17 protein-coding genes and 4 pseudogenes are annotated in these 16725 nt (G+C 69.5%); 7 read left to right on the top strand and 14 right to left on the bottom strand.

Going from position 1 to position 16725, the window contains the following annotated elements:
• Positions 1-27: 27 nt before the first annotated feature.
• The 4 genes from O1G22_RS00845 to O1G22_RS00830 all read right to left on the bottom strand — a co-directional run bounded on the left by O1G22_RS00845 (position 28) and on the right by O1G22_RS00830 (position 1802).
• Positions 28-405: a hypothetical protein gene (locus tag O1G22_RS00845; protein ID WP_030825962.1), complete on the bottom strand. Its 378-nt coding sequence runs from the start codon at positions 403-405 to the stop codon at positions 28-30.
• Positions 406-484: 79 nt separating this feature from the next.
• Entirely contained in the window at positions 485-718 is a 234-nt protein-coding gene (locus tag O1G22_RS00840) for a hypothetical protein (protein ID WP_270079482.1), read from the bottom strand.
• A 167-nt stretch (positions 719-885) separates the two neighbouring features.
• Positions 886-1212: a hypothetical protein gene (locus O1G22_RS00835; RefSeq protein ID WP_270079481.1), complete on the bottom strand. Its 327-nt coding sequence runs from the start codon at positions 1210-1212 to the stop codon at positions 886-888.
• Positions 1213-1238: 26 nt separating this feature from the next.
• Entirely contained in the window at positions 1239-1802 is a 564-nt protein-coding gene (locus O1G22_RS00830; protein WP_270079480.1) for a hypothetical protein, read from the bottom strand.
• Positions 1803-2013: 211 nt separating this feature from the next.
• On the opposite strand from O1G22_RS00830, the gene O1G22_RS00825 reads away from it, so the two are divergent.
• Positions 2014-2655: a hypothetical protein gene (locus tag O1G22_RS00825; RefSeq protein WP_270079479.1), complete on the top strand. Its 642-nt coding sequence runs from the start codon at positions 2014-2016 to the stop codon at positions 2653-2655.
• Positions 2656-2757: 102 nt separating this feature from the next.
• Here O1G22_RS00825 and O1G22_RS00820 read toward each other — a convergent pair whose 3' ends face one another.
• Together O1G22_RS00820 and O1G22_RS00815 are read right to left on the bottom strand one after the other, a co-directional pair.
• On the bottom strand, positions 2758-2910 hold the full coding sequence (locus tag O1G22_RS00820; RefSeq protein WP_270079478.1) for a hypothetical protein: 153 nt from the start codon (positions 2908-2910) through the stop codon (positions 2758-2760).
• Positions 2907-3695: a DUF3152 domain-containing protein gene (locus O1G22_RS00815; RefSeq protein ID WP_270079477.1), complete on the bottom strand. Its 789-nt coding sequence runs from the start codon at positions 3693-3695 to the stop codon at positions 2907-2909. The genes O1G22_RS00820 and O1G22_RS00815 overlap by 4 nt, the downstream gene beginning before the upstream one ends.
• A 412-nt stretch (positions 3696-4107) precedes the next feature.
• Between O1G22_RS00815 and O1G22_RS00810 the strand changes: the two genes are divergently transcribed.
• From O1G22_RS00810 to O1G22_RS00800, 3 genes are read left to right on the top strand one after another with little or no spacing between them, the layout of a single operon-like run.
• Positions 4108-4803 (top strand): response regulator transcription factor, encoded by a 696-nt coding sequence (locus tag O1G22_RS00810; RefSeq protein WP_270079476.1) that lies wholly within the window; start codon positions 4108-4110, stop codon positions 4801-4803.
• Between the two features lie 8 nt (positions 4804-4811).
• Complete coding sequence (locus O1G22_RS00805) at positions 4812-6335, top strand: sensor histidine kinase (protein ID WP_270079475.1); 1524 nt, start codon at positions 4812-4814, stop codon at positions 6333-6335.
• Entirely contained in the window at positions 6332-6865 is a 534-nt protein-coding gene (locus O1G22_RS00800; RefSeq protein ID WP_270079474.1) for a hypothetical protein, read from the top strand. The genes O1G22_RS00805 and O1G22_RS00800 overlap by 4 nt, the downstream gene beginning before the upstream one ends.
• 715 nt (positions 6866-7580) lie before the next feature.
• On the opposite strand, the gene O1G22_RS00795 is transcribed toward O1G22_RS00800, so the two are convergent.
• From O1G22_RS00795 to O1G22_RS00780, 4 genes and pseudogenes are all read right to left on the bottom strand, one after another.
• Positions 7581-8396: a class I SAM-dependent methyltransferase gene (locus O1G22_RS00795; RefSeq protein WP_270086286.1), complete on the bottom strand. Its 816-nt coding sequence runs from the start codon at positions 8394-8396 to the stop codon at positions 7581-7583.
• 103 nt (positions 8397-8499) lie between these two features.
• Positions 8500-8769 (bottom strand): annotated as a pseudogene (locus tag O1G22_RS00790) (XdhC family protein); the annotation flags it as partial.
• Between the two features lie 50 nt (positions 8770-8819).
• Positions 8820-9086: pseudogene (locus tag O1G22_RS00785) on the bottom strand (transposase); the annotation flags it as partial.
• A gap of 116 nt (positions 9087-9202) precedes the next feature.
• Complete coding sequence (locus O1G22_RS00780; protein ID WP_270086285.1) at positions 9203-9775, bottom strand: GNAT family N-acetyltransferase; 573 nt, start codon at positions 9773-9775, stop codon at positions 9203-9205.
• 237 nt (positions 9776-10012) lie between these two features.
• Here O1G22_RS00780 and O1G22_RS00775 point away from each other — a divergent pair, with 237 nt between their 5' ends.
• Positions 10013-10540: a hypothetical protein gene (locus O1G22_RS00775; RefSeq protein WP_270079473.1), complete on the top strand. Its 528-nt coding sequence runs from the start codon at positions 10013-10015 to the stop codon at positions 10538-10540.
• A gap of 942 nt (positions 10541-11482) precedes the next feature.
• Here O1G22_RS00775 and O1G22_RS00770 read toward each other — a convergent pair.
• The 3 genes from O1G22_RS00770 to O1G22_RS00760 form a co-directional block, all read right to left on the bottom strand.
• Positions 11483-13489, bottom strand: a complete 2007-nt coding sequence (locus O1G22_RS00770) for a DUF8189 domain-containing protein (protein ID WP_270079472.1) — start codon at positions 13487-13489, stop codon at positions 11483-11485.
• A gap of 174 nt (positions 13490-13663) precedes the next feature.
• Positions 13664-13933 carry a hypothetical protein gene (locus O1G22_RS00765; RefSeq protein ID WP_270079471.1) on the bottom strand — a complete coding sequence of 90 codons (270 nt, stop codon included), beginning with the start codon at positions 13931-13933 and terminating at the stop codon, positions 13664-13666.
• A 7-nt stretch (positions 13934-13940) separates the two neighbouring features.
• A complete protein-coding gene (locus O1G22_RS00760; RefSeq protein WP_270079470.1) occupies positions 13941-14141 on the bottom strand; it encodes a hypothetical protein in 201 nt (66 codons plus the stop codon).
• A 277-nt stretch (positions 14142-14418) separates the two neighbouring features.
• Between O1G22_RS00760 and O1G22_RS00755 the strand changes: the two genes are divergently transcribed.
• On the top strand, positions 14419-15408 hold the full coding sequence (locus O1G22_RS00755; protein ID WP_270079469.1) for a helix-turn-helix transcriptional regulator: 990 nt from the start codon (positions 14419-14421) through the stop codon (positions 15406-15408).
• Positions 15409-15591: 183 nt separating this feature from the next.
• Positions 15592-16312 (top strand): annotated as a pseudogene (locus O1G22_RS00750) (IS5 family transposase); the annotation flags it as partial.
• On the opposite strand, the pseudogene O1G22_RS00745 reads toward O1G22_RS00750, so the two are convergent.
• Positions 16239-16644: pseudogene (locus tag O1G22_RS00745) on the bottom strand (iron chaperone). The pseudogenes O1G22_RS00750 and O1G22_RS00745 sit on opposite strands and share 74 nt — an antisense overlap.
• Positions 16645-16725 lie beyond the last annotated feature (81 nt).

Raw genomic sequence — 16725 nt, 5'->3', positions numbered from 1 at the left:
GGAGAAGGCCAGCGACAGAAGGACGACTCAGGAGGCGGACGGTTCGATCTCCCCCGCAAAGACGATGACCTGGTCGATGAGGCTCCGCCGCAGATGGACGACGTCCGTTCCCGCCAGGCGGGGACCTCCATCCGGCGTGGTGAAGACCCACTGGTACCGGGCCCACTCGTCAGGCATGTCCACCGCCGAGCAGCGCACCATCGTGCCGGTCCCCGCCGGGTGGCGCCGGATGTCCAGCACGAACCGCTCGACCGCCGCGATTCCTTCGCTGCGACCCAACGGCCCCCAGAAGACCACGTCTGAGGTCAGAGCCTGGGAGAGCAGGGCAGTCACATAGCTGTCGTCCGAGGCGTTGAACGCGGAGATGAACGTGTCGATCGCGGAGCGTGCAATCTCTTCCTGCATGCCCCAGTAATACCAGCCGTTGCGTGTGCTCGTCCCGCGAGCCACCTTCCGATCACGGTGAACCATCCCGGTCACAGCACTAGACGGCCATGTCGGCCTCGGCGGTCGGATCGTCGTAGGCGTCGACCAGGGCGATGGTCTGGCCCTCGCCACCAGTCGACGGCAGACGGTAGGCCGCGCAGGTCCGCCGGGCCGTAGCCCTGGGGCAGCGCGGTGTCGGCGGCGGTGGTATCGGCGCGGATCTTGGCGGCCCTGGCCGGTCCGCGAACTCCCATGCCGCCGTGGACGTCGGGTGCGGACGAGGGCGAGGCACCGGGCCTGCCCGGCTGGGGCGGTGGCGCAGGCACGCTCGACATGCGGGTGCGCCGTGGTGGTGCGGGCCGCCTGGGCGGTGCCGGCGGCGGGGATCGTGAGGGCGACGAGCACTGCGGTCACTGCGGCCCGGGCGCTGCGTATCTGGCGGGGGATCCGAGGATCGTTCTACTGGATTTCCTGGTCGGGGCGGGGTGTGGTCATGACGTGCTGGCCGCGACGGTGCAGGCGTGCGTGATGGTCTTGGTGAGCCCGTTGCCATCGGTGTCGGTGTCGGTGTCGGTGGCGGTGACGCGGATCGCGGGGCTGGGTGCCGCGTGCGGAGTCCGGGTTGGTCCAGCGGACGCGGTAGTGGCCCTTGGAACCGTGCAGGACGGTGTTCTGCCAGGTCTGGCCGCCGTCGAAGGAGACCTGCACCGAAGTGGAGGCGATCGCCGCCCATGAACCGGCTCCGTCGAAGGTGTCGAAGGTCACGTGAGCGATGTCCAGGCCCATGCTCTGAGTGGTCCGGTGACTGGTGTTCAGGTCGTTCGCGGCCAGGTGGAAGCGCGCGGTGAGCAGCGGACCAGGCAGGACGTGGCCGGCGACTGCCCTTCGCAGGTGAACGGGTCCGGCAGGAGAGAGTCGGTGTCACTCGCCGAGGGCAGGCCGAAGGTCAGCTCGGTGTGGGCGGTGGTGGATTGGCTGAGGGTGGTGTCGCCGCTGTAGTCCTGGTCGACGACCATGCGGTACCGGGCGCCCGGCGCCGCTTGGCCGTCGACGTTGACCGCCGTGTTGCCGGGCTCGTCGTCCAGCAGCGTGCCGTCCCGGTACAGCTGGGTCTGGAAGGCGTGCGGCTGTTCGTCGTAGATGCTGATGCCGCCGTTGTGGTCGGGTTCGCTCTCGGTCGTGGTGAGGAAGACCAGCAGATTGCCGTCCGCCAGGCAGGCGGAGCAGCCCGAGTCGCCGAACGGGCCGGTCGTGTACTGCCCCAGGCCCAAGCCGATCGGACCGCGGGCCCAGTCCTGCGTGTAGGTGCGGCCCGCGGCGAAGGCGCGGTCACCCGAGTTGAAGGCGAGGCTCGTGCCGGGAAAGGACTGTTGCATCCAGACGCCACCGTTGGTTCGATCCCGGCCGGATCACCCAGATCGCCGCCGCGGCCCTCGTCCTGCTCCAGCTCGAATACGACCGAACCATCTGACTGATGGTCCTGTCTCACTGAAGTTTGGTCACGTCTCATCGACGTGAGCGAGTACCCCCACCCACATGAGTATGCGTACTCACGTGCAGGGGGAGGCTTGACCGGAGACTGTGCGCATGACACGAATCCCTGCTTTGATCAGCACATTCGCCCGCTCCTCGCGCCGCCCGCGGGTCACCCTCGTGATAACCGCCCTTGCTGCGCTGACACTTGGCGCGTGCGGCACCGAGAAGACGAACGCCGGCGGAGAGCACACCAAGCACGCTGACGCCGTCGGAGGCCGGCCCGACGCGGCCTTCGCGGCGATGCTGGACAAGATCGCGCAGTCGTGTCCCCCGAGCGCCCCGCCAGAGGCGCCGCCGACCGGTCCGGCGGAGACACTGCCGGCGGGTTCGGTGGAGACACCGCCGAGCGACGCGATCGAGCCCATCGCCCCCACGGCGGGGCCGGAAGTGGAGTTGAACGCTCGCGACTGGTGTGCGGGCGCCCTTCATGAAGAGCGCATCACCCGGGCGCTGTGGGATCTAGCGGAACCTACCCCCACCAAGGTCAGGGCGATCCTGAACGACCTCGGCTATGCCGACGAGCGCATCCACGACCTCAAGCAGTCCGGTGCGACCACGCGGTTCTTCCTCGACCTGCGGGACAAGGGTGGACGGCTCTGCCTGGAGGGCTCGGCAGCCGGCGATAACACCGTCGTCGACAAGTGCGTAGCCCCCGCGACCGGCCCGTTCAGGGCTGGAGAGGGGAAGCAGTGACCACCAGCTTGGTGTTGTCGGCGTGCATCGCTGCGGCCCTCAACCGAGTACTCAACCTTCAGCGAGACAAAATGCAATCCGTCTGGCTCCGCTGAGATTCGCTCAAGGTTCAGCGCGACCGATCGAGCCGCCGATGGCGTCGGTACGCGCCCAGGTGGCGGCGATGTAGTCGGCGGTGGCCGGGCGAGGTGTGGCGGCGGTGACCTGCGCGGTGGCCGTACGGGCGTCCAGGTCCGCGGTGGTCGCGCCGGTCACGGCCCGGTGATGAGCCGGCCCTGGTCGTCATAGGGCCAGCCGTTGATCACGCAACCGTGCAGGCCCTTGATCTGCTGCATCATCACAGGAGCGGGCCTGCCGGGACCGGGGCAGCCGACGTGGTTGTGACCCAGCCGATGGCCGACTTCGTGGTTGACAGCCAGGGCGTGGTAGAGGTCGGGCTTGCCCTTGTAGTACGGGGTGAGCAGCAGCCAGCGTTTGACGTTGATGACCACGTCGTCGCCACCGCTGCAGTTGACCCACCCTCCGGTATCCAGGCCGTACTTGGCACAGAGGGTGTCGGTGGTGCCGGGCGAGGCGAGATGGACGGTGAAGTCCACCGGGCCGGTGGACACGCGTTGGAAGGACCACTGGCCGCCCGCAGCCCAGCCGTGCACGGTGTCGTCCAGCACGGTGTCGACCTGCCGCGCGAATTTTTCGGGGTCCTGGCCCAGGCCGCCCTCGACATCCACCGCGTAGCGCAGCAGTCGGCCGTGGCCGAAGACCTCGGTGCCGCCGGCGGCCCGGACGAAGTCGCCGTTGCCGCGCTCGGGGAACCACGCCGATGACGACGCCGACGCGGACGACGAAGCAGAGGGCGGCACCGGGTGCGTCGACGAGGACGCGGACGGTGACGCGGGGTGCGAGGCGCTGTGCACCGGCGTGACGGCAGGCGTCGGCACGGTGGCGGCCCCGTGCCGGACGACGGCACCGGAAGGGTCGCTGTGATACATCGCCATGCCGGTGCACACCAGGAACGCGGCGACGGCGCCCAGTCCCAGCACGCCGTTGCGGTGGGTATGTCGCCGACGCCGTCGAGCACGGGACCGGCGCCGGGACGCGACGTGGGCTGCGGACCGCGGGCCTGGGTTCTGCTCTGACATGGGCGGCTTCCTTCTGTGATTCGCGGGACACTGGGGCTGGGAGGGCGCAGGGCCCCGGCGGCAGGGTGGGGGATCCCGTGCCACCGGGGAGCCGGGGAGGTTCACGGCCCGTCATCACAGGGCGCCGCTCCGTTGCCCCGTACGGCAGTCGCGCGAAGACAGGGCCTGGTCGATGTGCTCACGGCGGTTCACACTGGCCCGGTTATGTGATCGAACCCGGCCAGGAATATGACCGAACCGCAACAGCCTCAGCTATGTGATCATCGCGTAACAGTGCTGGGGCCGACCGGTGACCGTCGCCGATACTGAGCGCATGCCTCGTGTCCTGCTCATCGAAGACGATCCCGCTGTCCGCGAAGGCGCCCGGCTGGCCCTGCGCCGTCAGGGGCACGAGGTCGCGGCGGCCGAGACCGGGGAAGAGGGGCTGGGCCGGTTGCGGTCGTTCCGGCCTGATGTCGTGGTGCTCGATCTGATGCTGCCCGGCGTGAGCGGGCTGGAGGTGTGCCGCCGGATCCGTGCGGACAGCCAGGTGCCGATCATCATGGTGACCGCCATGGGCGACGACGTGGACATCGTGGTCGGACTCGAAACCGGAGCGGACGACTACGTGGTCAAACCCGTCCAGGCCCGGGTCCTGGAGGCCAGGATCCGCGCCGTACTGCGCCGCGTCGAAGCAGCGCCGTCCCCCGACGGCGGTGTTCCGGCCGCCGAAACGTACGGCGAGCTCCGCATCGACCGGGCCGGGCTCACCGTCACCTGCCGGGGCGCCGCGGTCCCGCTGGCCCCGTCCGAACTGCGGCTGCTGCTGACGCTGTCCGCCGCCCCCGGCCGGGTGTTCAGCCGCCAGCAGCTCCTTCAGGCCGTCTGGGAGCACAGCTACCACGGCGACGCCCGGCTGGTGGACGCCTGCGTCAAACGGCTGCGGACCAAGATCGGCGAGCCCTCGCGGCAGCCGCGCTACATCCAGACCGTCCGGGGCTTCGGCTACCGGTTCGACAGCCCCCGGTGACGGCGCCGTTGTCCCCACGCACGTCCCTGCCCCGCCGACGGCTGCTCCGCCTTCCGCTGCCGAGCGGCCTGCGCGTCAGACTGGTGGTGGCCTTCGGCCTGGTGGCTGTCGTCGCCGCCCTGTCCACCGGGGCCCTGACATTCCGTGAGGCGCGCACCGGCATCCTCCAGCAGAGCCAGGACACCGTCATACGCCTGCTGCGCGACCGGGTCGACACCCTCGCACCCGACCTGGCCTTCCCACCTGCCCAACGGGACCTGTCCTCCTTCGCCACCGAGGTCGCTCAGGGCGATCCCGCACGGAGGTGGCGGGTGCTGGTCACCTATCACGGTTTGAGCGCCACCTCGATACCGCAGGATCCGTTCACCGAGCCGACGCCTGCCCTGCGCAGGGCCGCGACCACCCAGACGCCGACCGTCTTCCAGCGAGTGACGGTCGGTGGCCGCTCCTCCCTGGTCGTCGGTATGCCGGTCGCGTTCACCGCGTTGCACGGCGAGCGCAGGGCCACAGGGCTCACGGTCTTCCTGACAGTGCCTCAGAGTGCTGAGCAGACCTACGTCCAGGCCCTGGTCGCGGCCGTGGAGCGGGCGACTGTACCAGCCCTGGGTCTGGCCGTGCTGTTCGCACTGCTGGCTGCGCAGGGTGTGCTGCGCCCCGTACGGGAACTGCGCCACGCCACCCGGCGCATCGCCGAGGGCCGACTCGACACCCGTCTCGCCGTCAACGGCACCGACGAACTCGCCGACCTGTCACACACCTTCAACGAGACCGCCGCCGCCCTGGAGGAATCGGTCGCCGAACTGCGCCGCATGGAGGCCAAGGCCCGCCGCTTCGCCGCGGACGTCTCCCACGAACTGCGCACCCCGCTGGCGGCCATGTCGGTCGTCACCGACATCCTCGACGAGGACGCCGCCGGACTCGACCCGGACACCGCCGCCGCCGTGCGGCTGATCAGCAAGGAGACCGCCAACCTGGCGCGTCTGGTGGAGGACCTCATGGAGATCTCCCGCTTCGACGCCGGCGCCGCCGCCCTGCACCTGGACGAGATCGACCTCGCGGAGTCGGTCCAGCGCACCCTCTCGTCCCGGGCCTGGCAGGACTCCGTGGCCACCCGGCTCCCCCCGCCCGGGGCGCTCCGGGGCCGGGTCGACCCCCGCCGGCTCGATGTGATCGTCGCCAACCTGGTGGGGAACGCCCTGCGCCACGGAGCTTCCCCCATTCGGCTCTCCCTGCACGAACACCAGCGGTTTGCCCCGGGGGGTACGGACGGGACGGAACGGTGGGCGGTGATCGAGGTGCTGGACAGCGGACCCGGTATTCCCGAGACCGTCCTGCCACACATTTTCGACCGCTTCTACAAGTCCGACACCGCCCGCACCCGCACCGAGGGCAGCGGCCTGGGCCTCGCCATCACCGCCGAGAACGTGCGCCTCCACGGCGGCACCATCCGCGCGGCCAACCACCCCGGCGGCGGCGCTCTCCTCACCGCTGAACTCCCCCTGCTCGAGCCCGAGAAGGAGGACCGGTCATGAAGTGGGTCATGCTGCTCGCCGCGACTCTGCTGCTGTCGGGTTGCGGCATCCCCGCGACCGGTGTGGTCCAGTCCGGCGACCCTGCCACCGGTGTCCGGCCCATCGCGCTGCTCTACTTCATCGCCGACGACCGCCTGGTCCCCGTCTACCGGGGGATCAGCGATCCGGTCGACGTACCCATGGCCGTAGAACTCCTGCTGACCGGTCCGGACGCATCGGAGCGGCGGCGCGGTCTGACGACCGCCCTCACCCGCATCCCCACCCCGGCGATCAGCGCGAACGGCGCCCGGGTATCGCTTCAGCTGCCTACGGGCACCGAACCGCTGCCACCGATCGCCGCCCGGCAACTGATCTGCACGGCCGCCGCGGCACGTCTGGCCGACCACCCGGACACCGCGGCGACAGGAGTGACCGTATTTGTGACCGGACCCGACGGGCAGCGCACACAGGGCACGAGCCACAGCTGCTCCATCGTCCCCAGCCCGCGGTTCGTCGCCCCTCCTGCCGAAACCACGCAGCCTCCTGGCTGAGGAAATCCAGCAGCCGGCGCCGGGTCAGCTCGGCTGTGCCCGGGGCGTGGCCGGGGAGACACGGTCGTGGCGAAGTGGCCGGCGGTCCGCCAAGACCGTCGCGACACGAGAGACCACCGCCCCGCGGTCCCCGGCAGGCCGGCGGACTGCCGGGGCCAAGCTCCGTCATCCGGGCGCCGGCCCGGCCCGCGAGCGCAAGACCGACCGACACCAGCATCGACCGCAGCCGCTCGGTCCGTCGCCCGAACCTGCGGGTGAGACCGGGTACTTGCTCGGCGAGGGTCATGCGCTGGCAGGATTCCTCCTCGCAGACGAACCTCCGCACCCGCAACGACACCACGACGAACTTGCCCGCCGTCGGCAAATCACGAGGAAATGGCAAGTAGAAGCCGTGAATTCACCCCCGACCAGCACCCGCGCCCCGAACCGGCCGCCCCGGGGTCGTACGGGCCACGACCCGGACGACCGTGTCGATCACCTCGACCGATTCCACCCACACGCCTGGACCGAGGAAAACAGCAGCTCGTTCAACTGCGGCAGCACTTCGTTCACGGCGAAGGACTGTTGACCACACCACCATCCAACCAGGCGATTTTTCGGGCGAACTTCAGTGGTTGTAGACGCTCGGTGCGCGCATGGCTGGCTGGCCGCGCATGAACCTGATCCACTCATCAGGCCCCCTTGGAATCGATCATCTAGGGAGCCGGGAGGCGCTCTACCGGCGGACCGCCGAGATCAGTCCGCCGGGCCGCTCCTCGCGCTGCGGCGGGGTGCTGATCGGGCGGCCATAGGCGGCAGCGCACTCGCGCAGGGTGTGGCTGCTGGCCTCCCAGCCGTGCCCGGCCAGCCAGCCCACCGGGTCGTCGGGCATCTCCGAAACCCACATGGACGCCGCCGATCCCGGCACGGCGTCCGCGCCGAAGCGCTCGATCACGCCGCGCGAGCCCAACGTCAGCCCCATCCGACTGCCTGCCGCCGACTGCGCGCTGATCCGGGTCAGCAGCAGCTCCACCGCGTCCTCGGGCAGATAGATCAGCAGTCCTTCGGCGATCCACACGGTCGGCACGGCCGGATCGTGCCCTGCGGCGGCCAGCGCGCCTGGCCAGTCCTCACGCAGATCCACCGCGACGGTGATCCGCTCGCAGCGTGCGACGGCCCGCTCCTGGCGCAGCACCGAAGCCTTGAAGTCCAGTGGCGCGGCGGTGTCGACCTCGAACAGCCGGGTGCCCTCGGGCCAGTCCATCCGGAAGGCCCGGCTGTCCATGCCGGCGCCGAGCAGCACGACCTGCCGGACCCCGGACGCGGAGGCCTGCTGCAACAGGTCGTCGAGAAACTTCGTCCTGATGACGATGGAGAACGACACGGCCAGCCGGCGGCGTCGCGCTGCCTCGTCATCGGGCAGCGGCGGCGAGGAGGGCCACAGGCCGCCGGCGGTGGCGAAGGCCTGTGCCAGTGGGTCGCGGAACAACGCGTTCACCCGCTCGGTCTCCAGCGCCCGCACCCTGGCCACCCCCACCGCCGTGGCCCACACTCCCGACGGCTGCACCCGCTCCTGCTCATCAGTCACTACGCCAGCCTAGATGATCGATTCCAAGGGGGTCTGATGAGTGGAGCCAGGTTCATGCGCGGCAGCCAGTCATGCCGACCGCGAAGGCGTCCTCGTGGCTGTAGCCGAAGCGTTGCAGGACGCTCTCGCCGTCCTGCAGTACCTGTTGGCACAGCTCGTTAACCGTTCCTTCCACGCAGCCGCCGGAGACCGACCCGATGGCCTCGCCGTCGCTGTCGACGGCGAGTGCCGCCCCGGGGCCGCGTGGGGCGCTGCCGCTGACGGCCACGACGGTGGCGACGGCGAACGTGCGGCCCTCGGCCATCCAGCGGCTCAACTCCTCGGCGAGGTCAAGCACGTGGGGCCCCCGCCGTCAGGGATGCGGTCGGGACGGATCGGCAGGTGACGTTGGCGTACGCCGGGCGCGTGCCGGACGGCGTTGGCGATGGTCGCGGCCTGGACCTGCCGCAGCAGGCGTTCCCAGGTGCCGTCGGCCGACCACAGCCGGTGGCGTCCATACACGGTCATCCACGGCCCGAACCGTTCGGGCAGATCCCGCCACTGCACCCCGGTTCGCACTCTGTGAAGGATCCCGTCGATCACCTGCCGGTGATCCCGCCACCGACCACAACGCCCGTTGCTGACCGGCGGGAACGGCCGCAGCCGTTCCCACATGCATACGCCTGAGAAGAAGGCATGTAACCCTTCGTCCGGTTCGTCGATGTGTGTGGATGAGGCGCAGCGATCAGTGGTTTGGGGCGTGGCCGATACCGGGTGCCGAGCGACGGAACTCAGTGGGTGGGAACCGGCTCGGATGACGGCCGCCACTCCCGCCTGAGCAGCCCGTAGACCCACGAGTCAGAGACCTCGCCGTTGACGACGCAGTCTTCCCGCAACGTCCCTTCACGCACGAAGCCGAGCTTCTCCAGCACGCGGGCAGATGCCACGTTGCGCGTATCGGTCTCAGCTTGAACGCGATTTAGGTCCAGCATGTCGAATGCCCACCCCAGCAAAGCGCGCGAGGCCTCGGTCGCGTAGCCGTGGCCCCACGCTGCATCGTCGAAGCAGTAGCCGAGCGACGCGCTGCGGTAGTCCGGATTCCACCGGTTCAGGCTGCACCAGCCGATGAACGCCCCGTCGGCGACGCGATCCACGGCCAGCCGCGCCCCGGTGCCCTCCCGTGCCATCTGTCGGCAAGCCGTGATGAACTTCTCGGCGCGCACGCGTTGGCTCCACGGTGGCGCGTCCCAGTAGCGCAGTACGTAGGCGCTGCTGTGCAGTGCGAAGAGGGCGTTCGCATCCGCGTCTTCGAAGGCACGCAGTCGAAGGCGCGCGGTGCGCAACGACGGGGTGGGCAGCGACATGCTCATGGTCCCTCCCCTGATCGGTGGCCGATCAATCAGACATCCGATGCGGGTCACTCGCAATGCGTTTTCTCGGCGGGCCGGCAGAACGACGTGTCCGCTCAGCCTCTGGGTACACGACCAGCTACGCCGGCCCCCTCCACGCCTCCACGGGACCCGTCGGGCTGAAGCCGTTCAAGAGGCACCTCACGCTGGAGACGACCGTGATGGACCGGCAGCTGCGCGGCCTGGGAGAAGGTGCGCGCGGGCGCCGACCTGTCCCTGCGCGCCGACCTCGCCCTGACCGCCCTGGCCGACGTGAAGCGCTGGCCCGTCGCCCAGAGCCAGGAGATTGTCCTCATCCCGCACGCGATGTGGAGCAACGCCCTCATCCAGCTCGACGCCGGCGCTTTTGTCGACGTCCTCATCCCCACCACCACTGTTGAGGCCCGGGCCACAGCCGCTCGCCGCATCCGCGAGGCCAAGGCCGCAATCCGTGACCAGCGCTACGAGCACGCCGTAGCCCTCGCACGAGCAGCCCTCGATCCCGTGCGCGAGACCTGCAACATCAAGAGGCTCCACGACCAGGCGGTGCAGAGGAAGGCCGGGAACCGGGACCAGGAGGAGCGCTGGGCGGTGCTCACCCAGAGCGCCTACGCCCTCTTCAGCGGAGCCCGCACGACGACGCGGGTACGACCGGGAACTTCACCTGGAACCGCGCTGACGCCGTCGCGGCACGTCGCCACCGCCGCCGGCCTTCTCGCCCGGCTGGAAGACCTGCCGTAGTGACCCACGTCGTACAAGGCGTTGGCCAGGCTCCGTACTTCCTGGCCAACGTCCTGGCCCGACGGGGCCGCCAACAGTCCCTGCGGGAGGTCGGCCGGGGTGAGCGGATGCGGGTGCGGGTCGTCGGCTGCGCGCCTCCCGCGCGGATCGCGTCCGCGAACGGTGCCTGAAGGCGCCGCGCGGCCCGGGCCTGAGGCCGATCTCCGCGACGCGTTCCCAGCCGGTCAGCAGGTCCGAGCCCGGCCGCCAGGTCCACAGCGGCCACGGTCGGCATGCGGTGCCTCTTGGCCGCCGCCACCTGCTCCACCCTGATGTGCTGCTCGCAATCGGTGGCGCCGATCGCCGACCCTGCGACGGTCGAGAACCAGCTCGTGCACCAGCAGCGGCCGGAACGAACGGCTCTGCTCCGCCCGCTGCCTTCTCAGGCACGTGAGGTACACGAGCACGGGACAGTCGTCCGGGAGGCGCTGGCGGTCGCCCGAGCAGGCCGCGGAGCGGGCGCGCGCCGGGCGGGGGAGGACGCCGCCGCCAGTTCCGGTTGCGGTGTGGGTGCCGCAGCAGGGGGGGCAGGTGGAGGACGCGCGAGCGACGGTGGGCACCGAAGCCGCCAAGACCGGTCGCGTGAGGGGACCATTCGCGCGGAACGGCGGGAGCTGTCCGAGGGAGGGGTGGCTGGTGGCCATGGCGGCCAGGTAGGCGTACGCGTCGTAGCCGCGCGTGGCGGGCCGCGAGGGCGTCGAGGTCGAGGCCGTCGCGCAGAGCACGGGCTCTGCGCCGGGGCCCGGAGGGCGCGGGGGCGTCAGCTTCGGGAGAGTTCCCGGCCTCGCCACCGAAACGACCTGTAGAAACGCCGTGTCCTGCGGCTCCCGGGTCGGGAGCCGCAGGACACGGGGAGGGGGCTCGGCCAGCGATCATGTGTGCGGCGGCGCCGGAGTTGATGGATCAGGACCCGATCAGCGTCCAGTATGCGTTGACCTCGGCCCAGTTCGACCAGCCGCCTCCGCTGCTCTGGGTGTAGCCCATGTGGCCGCCGCTACCGAGCGCGAAGACCGTGTTCTGGGTGGTGTCCGGGTCGTAGGTCGCAGTGGGGTCGCCGGCGAAGTTGTTCCAGTACGCGTTGACCTCGGCCCAGTTCGACCAGCTGGCTCCGTCGTTGCTGCTCTGGGTGTAGCCGATCTTGCCGTCGCCGCCGCGCGCGAGCAGCGAGATCGTCTTCGTGCCGGCGTTGTACACCGGGTGGGGGTCGCCGGCGAAGTTGTTCCAGTATGCGTTGACCTCGGCCCAGTTCGACCAGCTGGCTCCGTCGTTGCTGCTCTGGGTGTAGCCGATCTTGCCGTCCCCGCCGCGCGCGAAGACCGTCATCTGGTGGGTGTCCGGGTTGAGGACCACGTGGGGGTCGCCGGCGAAGTTGTTCCAGTATGCGTTGACCTCGGCCCAGTTCGACCAGCTGGCTCCGTCGTTGCTGCTCTGGGTGTAACCGATCTTGCCATCCCCGCCGCGGGCGAACACCGTCATCCGCTTGGTGGTGGGGTTGTAGATCACGTGGGGGTCGCCGGCGAAGTTGTTCCAGTATGCGTTGACCTCGGCCCAGTTCGACCAGCTCGCGCCGGCGTTGCTGCTCTGGGTGTAGCCGATCTTGCCATCTCCGCCACGTGCGAACACGGTGACCTTCTTGGTGTCGGGGTTGTACACGGCCGAGGCGTCGCCCTTGAAGTTGCTCCAGTAGGCGTTCACCTGGGTCCAGTTCGACCAGCTGGCACCGTTGTTGCTGCTCGTGCTGATGCCCATGGCGCCGTTGGCCGACCCGCGGGCGAAGAGCATCGTGATCTTGGCGTCCGGGTCGTACACCGCGTCGGGTGTGCCCTGCAGCGTCCAGTACGCGTTGGCCTCGGTCCAGTTGCTCCAGCTTGCTCCGCCGTTTGTGGTCTTGGTGAGGCCGAGGTGGCCGCCGGACCCGAGGCCGAACAGGGTCATCGTCTTGGTGTCAGGGTTGTACACCGACCAGGTGCTGTCCGAGGTGTTGCCGTTGCCGACCGTGACGGTGACCGGTCCATAGGTGTGGTTCTGTCCGTCGATCTCGTTCGCGTTCACCGAGATGGTGTAGGTGCCGTTGGGCAGGCCGGTGGTGTTCCAGGCCTGCGCGTAGTTGTTCGCGCCGGTGCCGCCGTTGATCGTCTGGGTGCCGCTCGGTCCGGTAATGGTGTAGCTCAGGGAGTTGATGACGCCCTGGGAGCTGGCGACGGCGGTGAGATTCACCGTACCGGAGACGGTCTGGCCGGACGCGAGGGCTGCGCCGTTGGCGTCGATGGTGACGTTGAAATTCGCCGGGATGGCGGGAGCGAGGTTGTTGGAGCGCAGCAGTTCGAACGAGGAGGGGGCGTAGCCGTCGATACTGTCGTCGTGGATGTTGGCGGGATACTCGCCGGTGGGGACGCCGGGATTGTCCTCAGCGATGTAGGTGAAGTCGCCGTTGGCCTGGTTGGTCCAGCCGGCGAAGAGGTTGATGTGCTTGCCGGGCACGGCGAGGGCGTCGCCGGGCTGGAGCTGGGACCAGCTGGTGAGCTTGGTGCTGTAGGTGGAGGAGTCGATGCCGGGCGAGGGCGTGGTCACGACCGGGCTGCTGGTGAGCTGCCACGCCATGTCGACCAGGCCGCCGCAGTCGGTGCGGTAGGGGCCGCCGACCTCACTGTCCGAGAACGACTGGGACTGGTCGTAGCTGACCCGGTGACTGACCCAGTCTCTGGCGCGCTGGACCATCTGGGCGCCGGTCAGCTTCTGGCCGACCCCGGTGCCGAGCGTGCCCGTGGAGGTCGGTGTCTCGGTCCCGCTGTTGTCGTACGTGCCGGTGTCCGCGGAGGCGGGCGCCACCGCGCACAGGCCGGCGACGACCGCGGTCGCGGTCACGAGGGCAAGGCGGGAAAGGGCGCGAGCGGGGCTGGGCTTGGACATGGGTGTTCCCCCGAATCGTGGTGAAGGTGAGGTGTGGCGTTACCGTCGTCGGCGGTGCGGCAAGAGGCGCGGGACAAAGGACACCGGGTTGTCCCGAGTGAGGAATTCGTGTCCAGGGAGTTCTGACACGATGCCCAGCGAAAGGCTTCAGCGGGATTTGCTGGGCGTGCGCGTTCACTGCGGAGGTGTCGCGGTCCAGCCGGGGAGGGAGGCAAGGAGGTGGTCGATCGCGGCTGCGGTCTGCGGGGCGCCGCCGGTTCCGCTTCCGTCGCCGCTGAAGAAGAGGCCGAGATCTACTCCGCTGGCCCGGGGCCGGGTCCGGATGTGTTCGATGCCGGAGCGGGGATCCAGGTGGGCCCACAGGGTGTCCAGGACGCGCTCGGCGTCGGCCGAGCTGGGCTGGGGCAGGTCGGGGCGGGTGAGGACGAGGTGGACGAGGTGCATGGCTCTCCTAGTCCCAGCCGATGCCGTCCGCCTGCGACGGTGTCGCCGCGGAGGTGACAGGGGTGCCTGCTGCCGCTGCCGAAGTGGGGGCCTGGTCCCATCCGATGCCGGCGCCGAGGGTTCTTGTCGAGGCGGTGGTGGCGGCTGCCCCGAACGCGGGAGTGGCGACGAGCACGGCAATCACTACGGTGCGAACGATTTTCGACATGACAGGCCCCCGGATCCATTTCTGAATGGGATTCTTGGATTTGATGGTCCGTCGCCGGACGATCTGTCTGTCCGGCGCGTTGAGAAAACAATGCCCTGCGGTTCGGGCCCGGGGGAACGGGGTCAGCTGGGCACCAAGCTGCCCGGCACCTTGGTGCCTGCCCCGAGCGTACGATGCCGTTCGCCCGCCAGGCGTTGCGCGGTCGGCCGGGCACTGAGAGGATCATCGGCTGCACGGTGGTCTGCAGGCGTCACGACGCACGGGGGGTGCGGTAATCATGGTGCTCGGTGTTCTGGGGCTGGAACCGGTGGTCGAGACGGTGTACGCGGCTTTGCTGCGGCATCCGCGGTCGAACTTGTCCGACCTCCAGGCCGTCACAGGCCTGACGGAACAAGAAGTCCGCGCAGCCCTGGACGAACTGGCCGACCGCGCGTTCGTGCGCCCATCGCGGGACATCCCAGGGGGCTTGCGTGTCGTCAGCCCGCAAGTAGCCCTCGATCTGATGGTCCGCCGACAGGAAGCGGATCTGGCGCGCCGGGCCCAGGAACTGGCCGCGAGCAAGGCCGCAGCCGCCGAAGCCGTCGCGGCATTCGGCGCGCTCGCCCCCAACACGCCCGTGAACGGTGCGGAACGCCTGGTGGGGATGGACGCCATCGAGGGCAAACTGGAGTTCCTCGCCAAGGAACTGCAGCGCGAGTGCCTGTCGGTGATGCCGGGCGGCGCCCAGTCCCAGGCCAGCCTGGACGCCTCACGCCCACTGGACGCCGATGCGCTCGGCCGCGGCATCGCGATCCTCACGCTCTACCAGGAAAGCGTCCGCAACGACCAGGCTACACACGACTACGCGCACTGGCTGACCAAGAACGGCGGAGAGGTCCGCACCGCGCCGCTGCTACCACCCCGCATGCTGATCTTCGACCGCGAAACCGCGATCGTCCCCATCGACCCCGCCGACACCAGGGCCGGCGCGCTGTGCACCCGCGAGCCGGGGATCGTCGCCTCGCTCGTCGCCGTCTACGAACAGGCCTGGGCGACCGCCGTCCCCCTCGGCGCCGCAACCACCCGAGACACCGGCACCGGCCTCACACCCGCCGAACGTGAACTGCTCACCCTCCTGGCCCGCGGCATGACCGACGAAGCCGCCGCCAAACGACTCGGCATCGGACTGCGCACCGTCCGCCGCCAAATGGCCACCCTCATGGAACGCCTCGGCGCCAGCAGCCGCTTCGAGGCAGGTCTCAAAGCCGCCCAACGCGGCTGGCTGTAAACGGCAACCAGGAGACGACCGGCATCGGTATCGGGGCTCGGCGGGACTGCGCCAGTACAGCAGGGTGCCCGCGATAACTCAGTGGGTGTTCTGCGAGTGTCCGGCGGTTCTCGTTGCGCTTGAGTATGGTTTGTCCGGTTCCTGGACTTCGCGGTCGGCTGGTGGCGCGGTCTGCTGGGGAGCGTGAGCGGGCGCCAGCCGTACCCGAGTGATCTGGCGGATGAGGCATGGGAGCTGATCTGGCCGGTCATCGCGGCCTGGAAGGCGAGGCATCCCTCGGTTCAGTGGGCACGAAGGCCAGTACGCGATGCGGGAGATCGTCAACGCGATCCTCTACCAGGCCCGGACCGGCTGCCAGTGGCACTACCCCCCGCACGACCTGCCGCCCAAGAGCGCGGTGTACTACTACTCCGCCTTCTGGCGCGACGACGGCACCGCCGAGACCATCCACGACCTGCTGCGCTGGCAGGCCCGCGAAATGTGCAAGCGGCACGAGGATCGCACCGCCGTCGTCCTGGACTCGCAGACGGTGCGGGCCTCGGCGAACGCGCCGAAGGACATGACCGGGCTGGATCCTGGCAAGAAGAGCCCGGGCCGCAAGCGGGGCATCGCCACCGACGCCCTCGGCCTGATCATCGCCGTGCTCGTGGTCGCCGCGAGCATGCACGACAACGCGATCGGTATCGCCCTGCTGGACAATGTCGCCGCCACCGCACCCACGGTGACCAAGAGCTGGGTGGACGCCGGGTTCAAGCAGGCTGTGGTTGAGCACGGCGCCCGCCTCGGCATCGACGTGGAGATCGTCCAACGCGGTTCCGGGGCAAGAGGGTTCACCCCGGAACCCAAGAGATGGGTAGTGGAGCAGGCGTTCGGCACCCTCCTGCTGCACCGCAGGCTCGCGCGGGGTAGGCGGACGGCCACATGGCGCCGTCGTCGAGTGCTGCCTGGTCGCTGAAGCCGAGCGTGGCATACCTCGACTTGAACTTCTGCGCGCTCTGGAAGGGGCAGATGACCTTGCCCTCTCTGGCGTACGCGGGCATCCCGTATCAGAGCTTGGGCGTGAGGTCCGGAGCGACGGCTTTGACGATGGCGTGGATCCGCTCGGCGAGCACCCGGTTTGCCTCCGGCATCTCGGCGATCTTCGCTAGCACATCCGGCTCCGCTGCCGCCGTCCTTTTCCGCCCGCGAACCGCGCCGCGTCGCCGTCTTCTTCTGCTCCTGCGCGTGCTCCCTCATCGCGGCCCACTCCTCGGCGGTGCATCCGTTGTACTGCTCGGCGGCCGTGCCGGAGTTGTCGGCGGACGACTTCGTGTGCCG

Source organism: Streptomyces camelliae (assembly GCF_027625935.1).
Classification (GTDB): Bacteria; Actinomycetota; Actinomycetes; order Streptomycetales; family Streptomycetaceae; genus Streptomyces; species Streptomyces camelliae.
The sequence above is the reverse complement of the archived record's forward strand: the minus strand, read 5'-3'. Positions and strand labels throughout refer to the sequence as shown.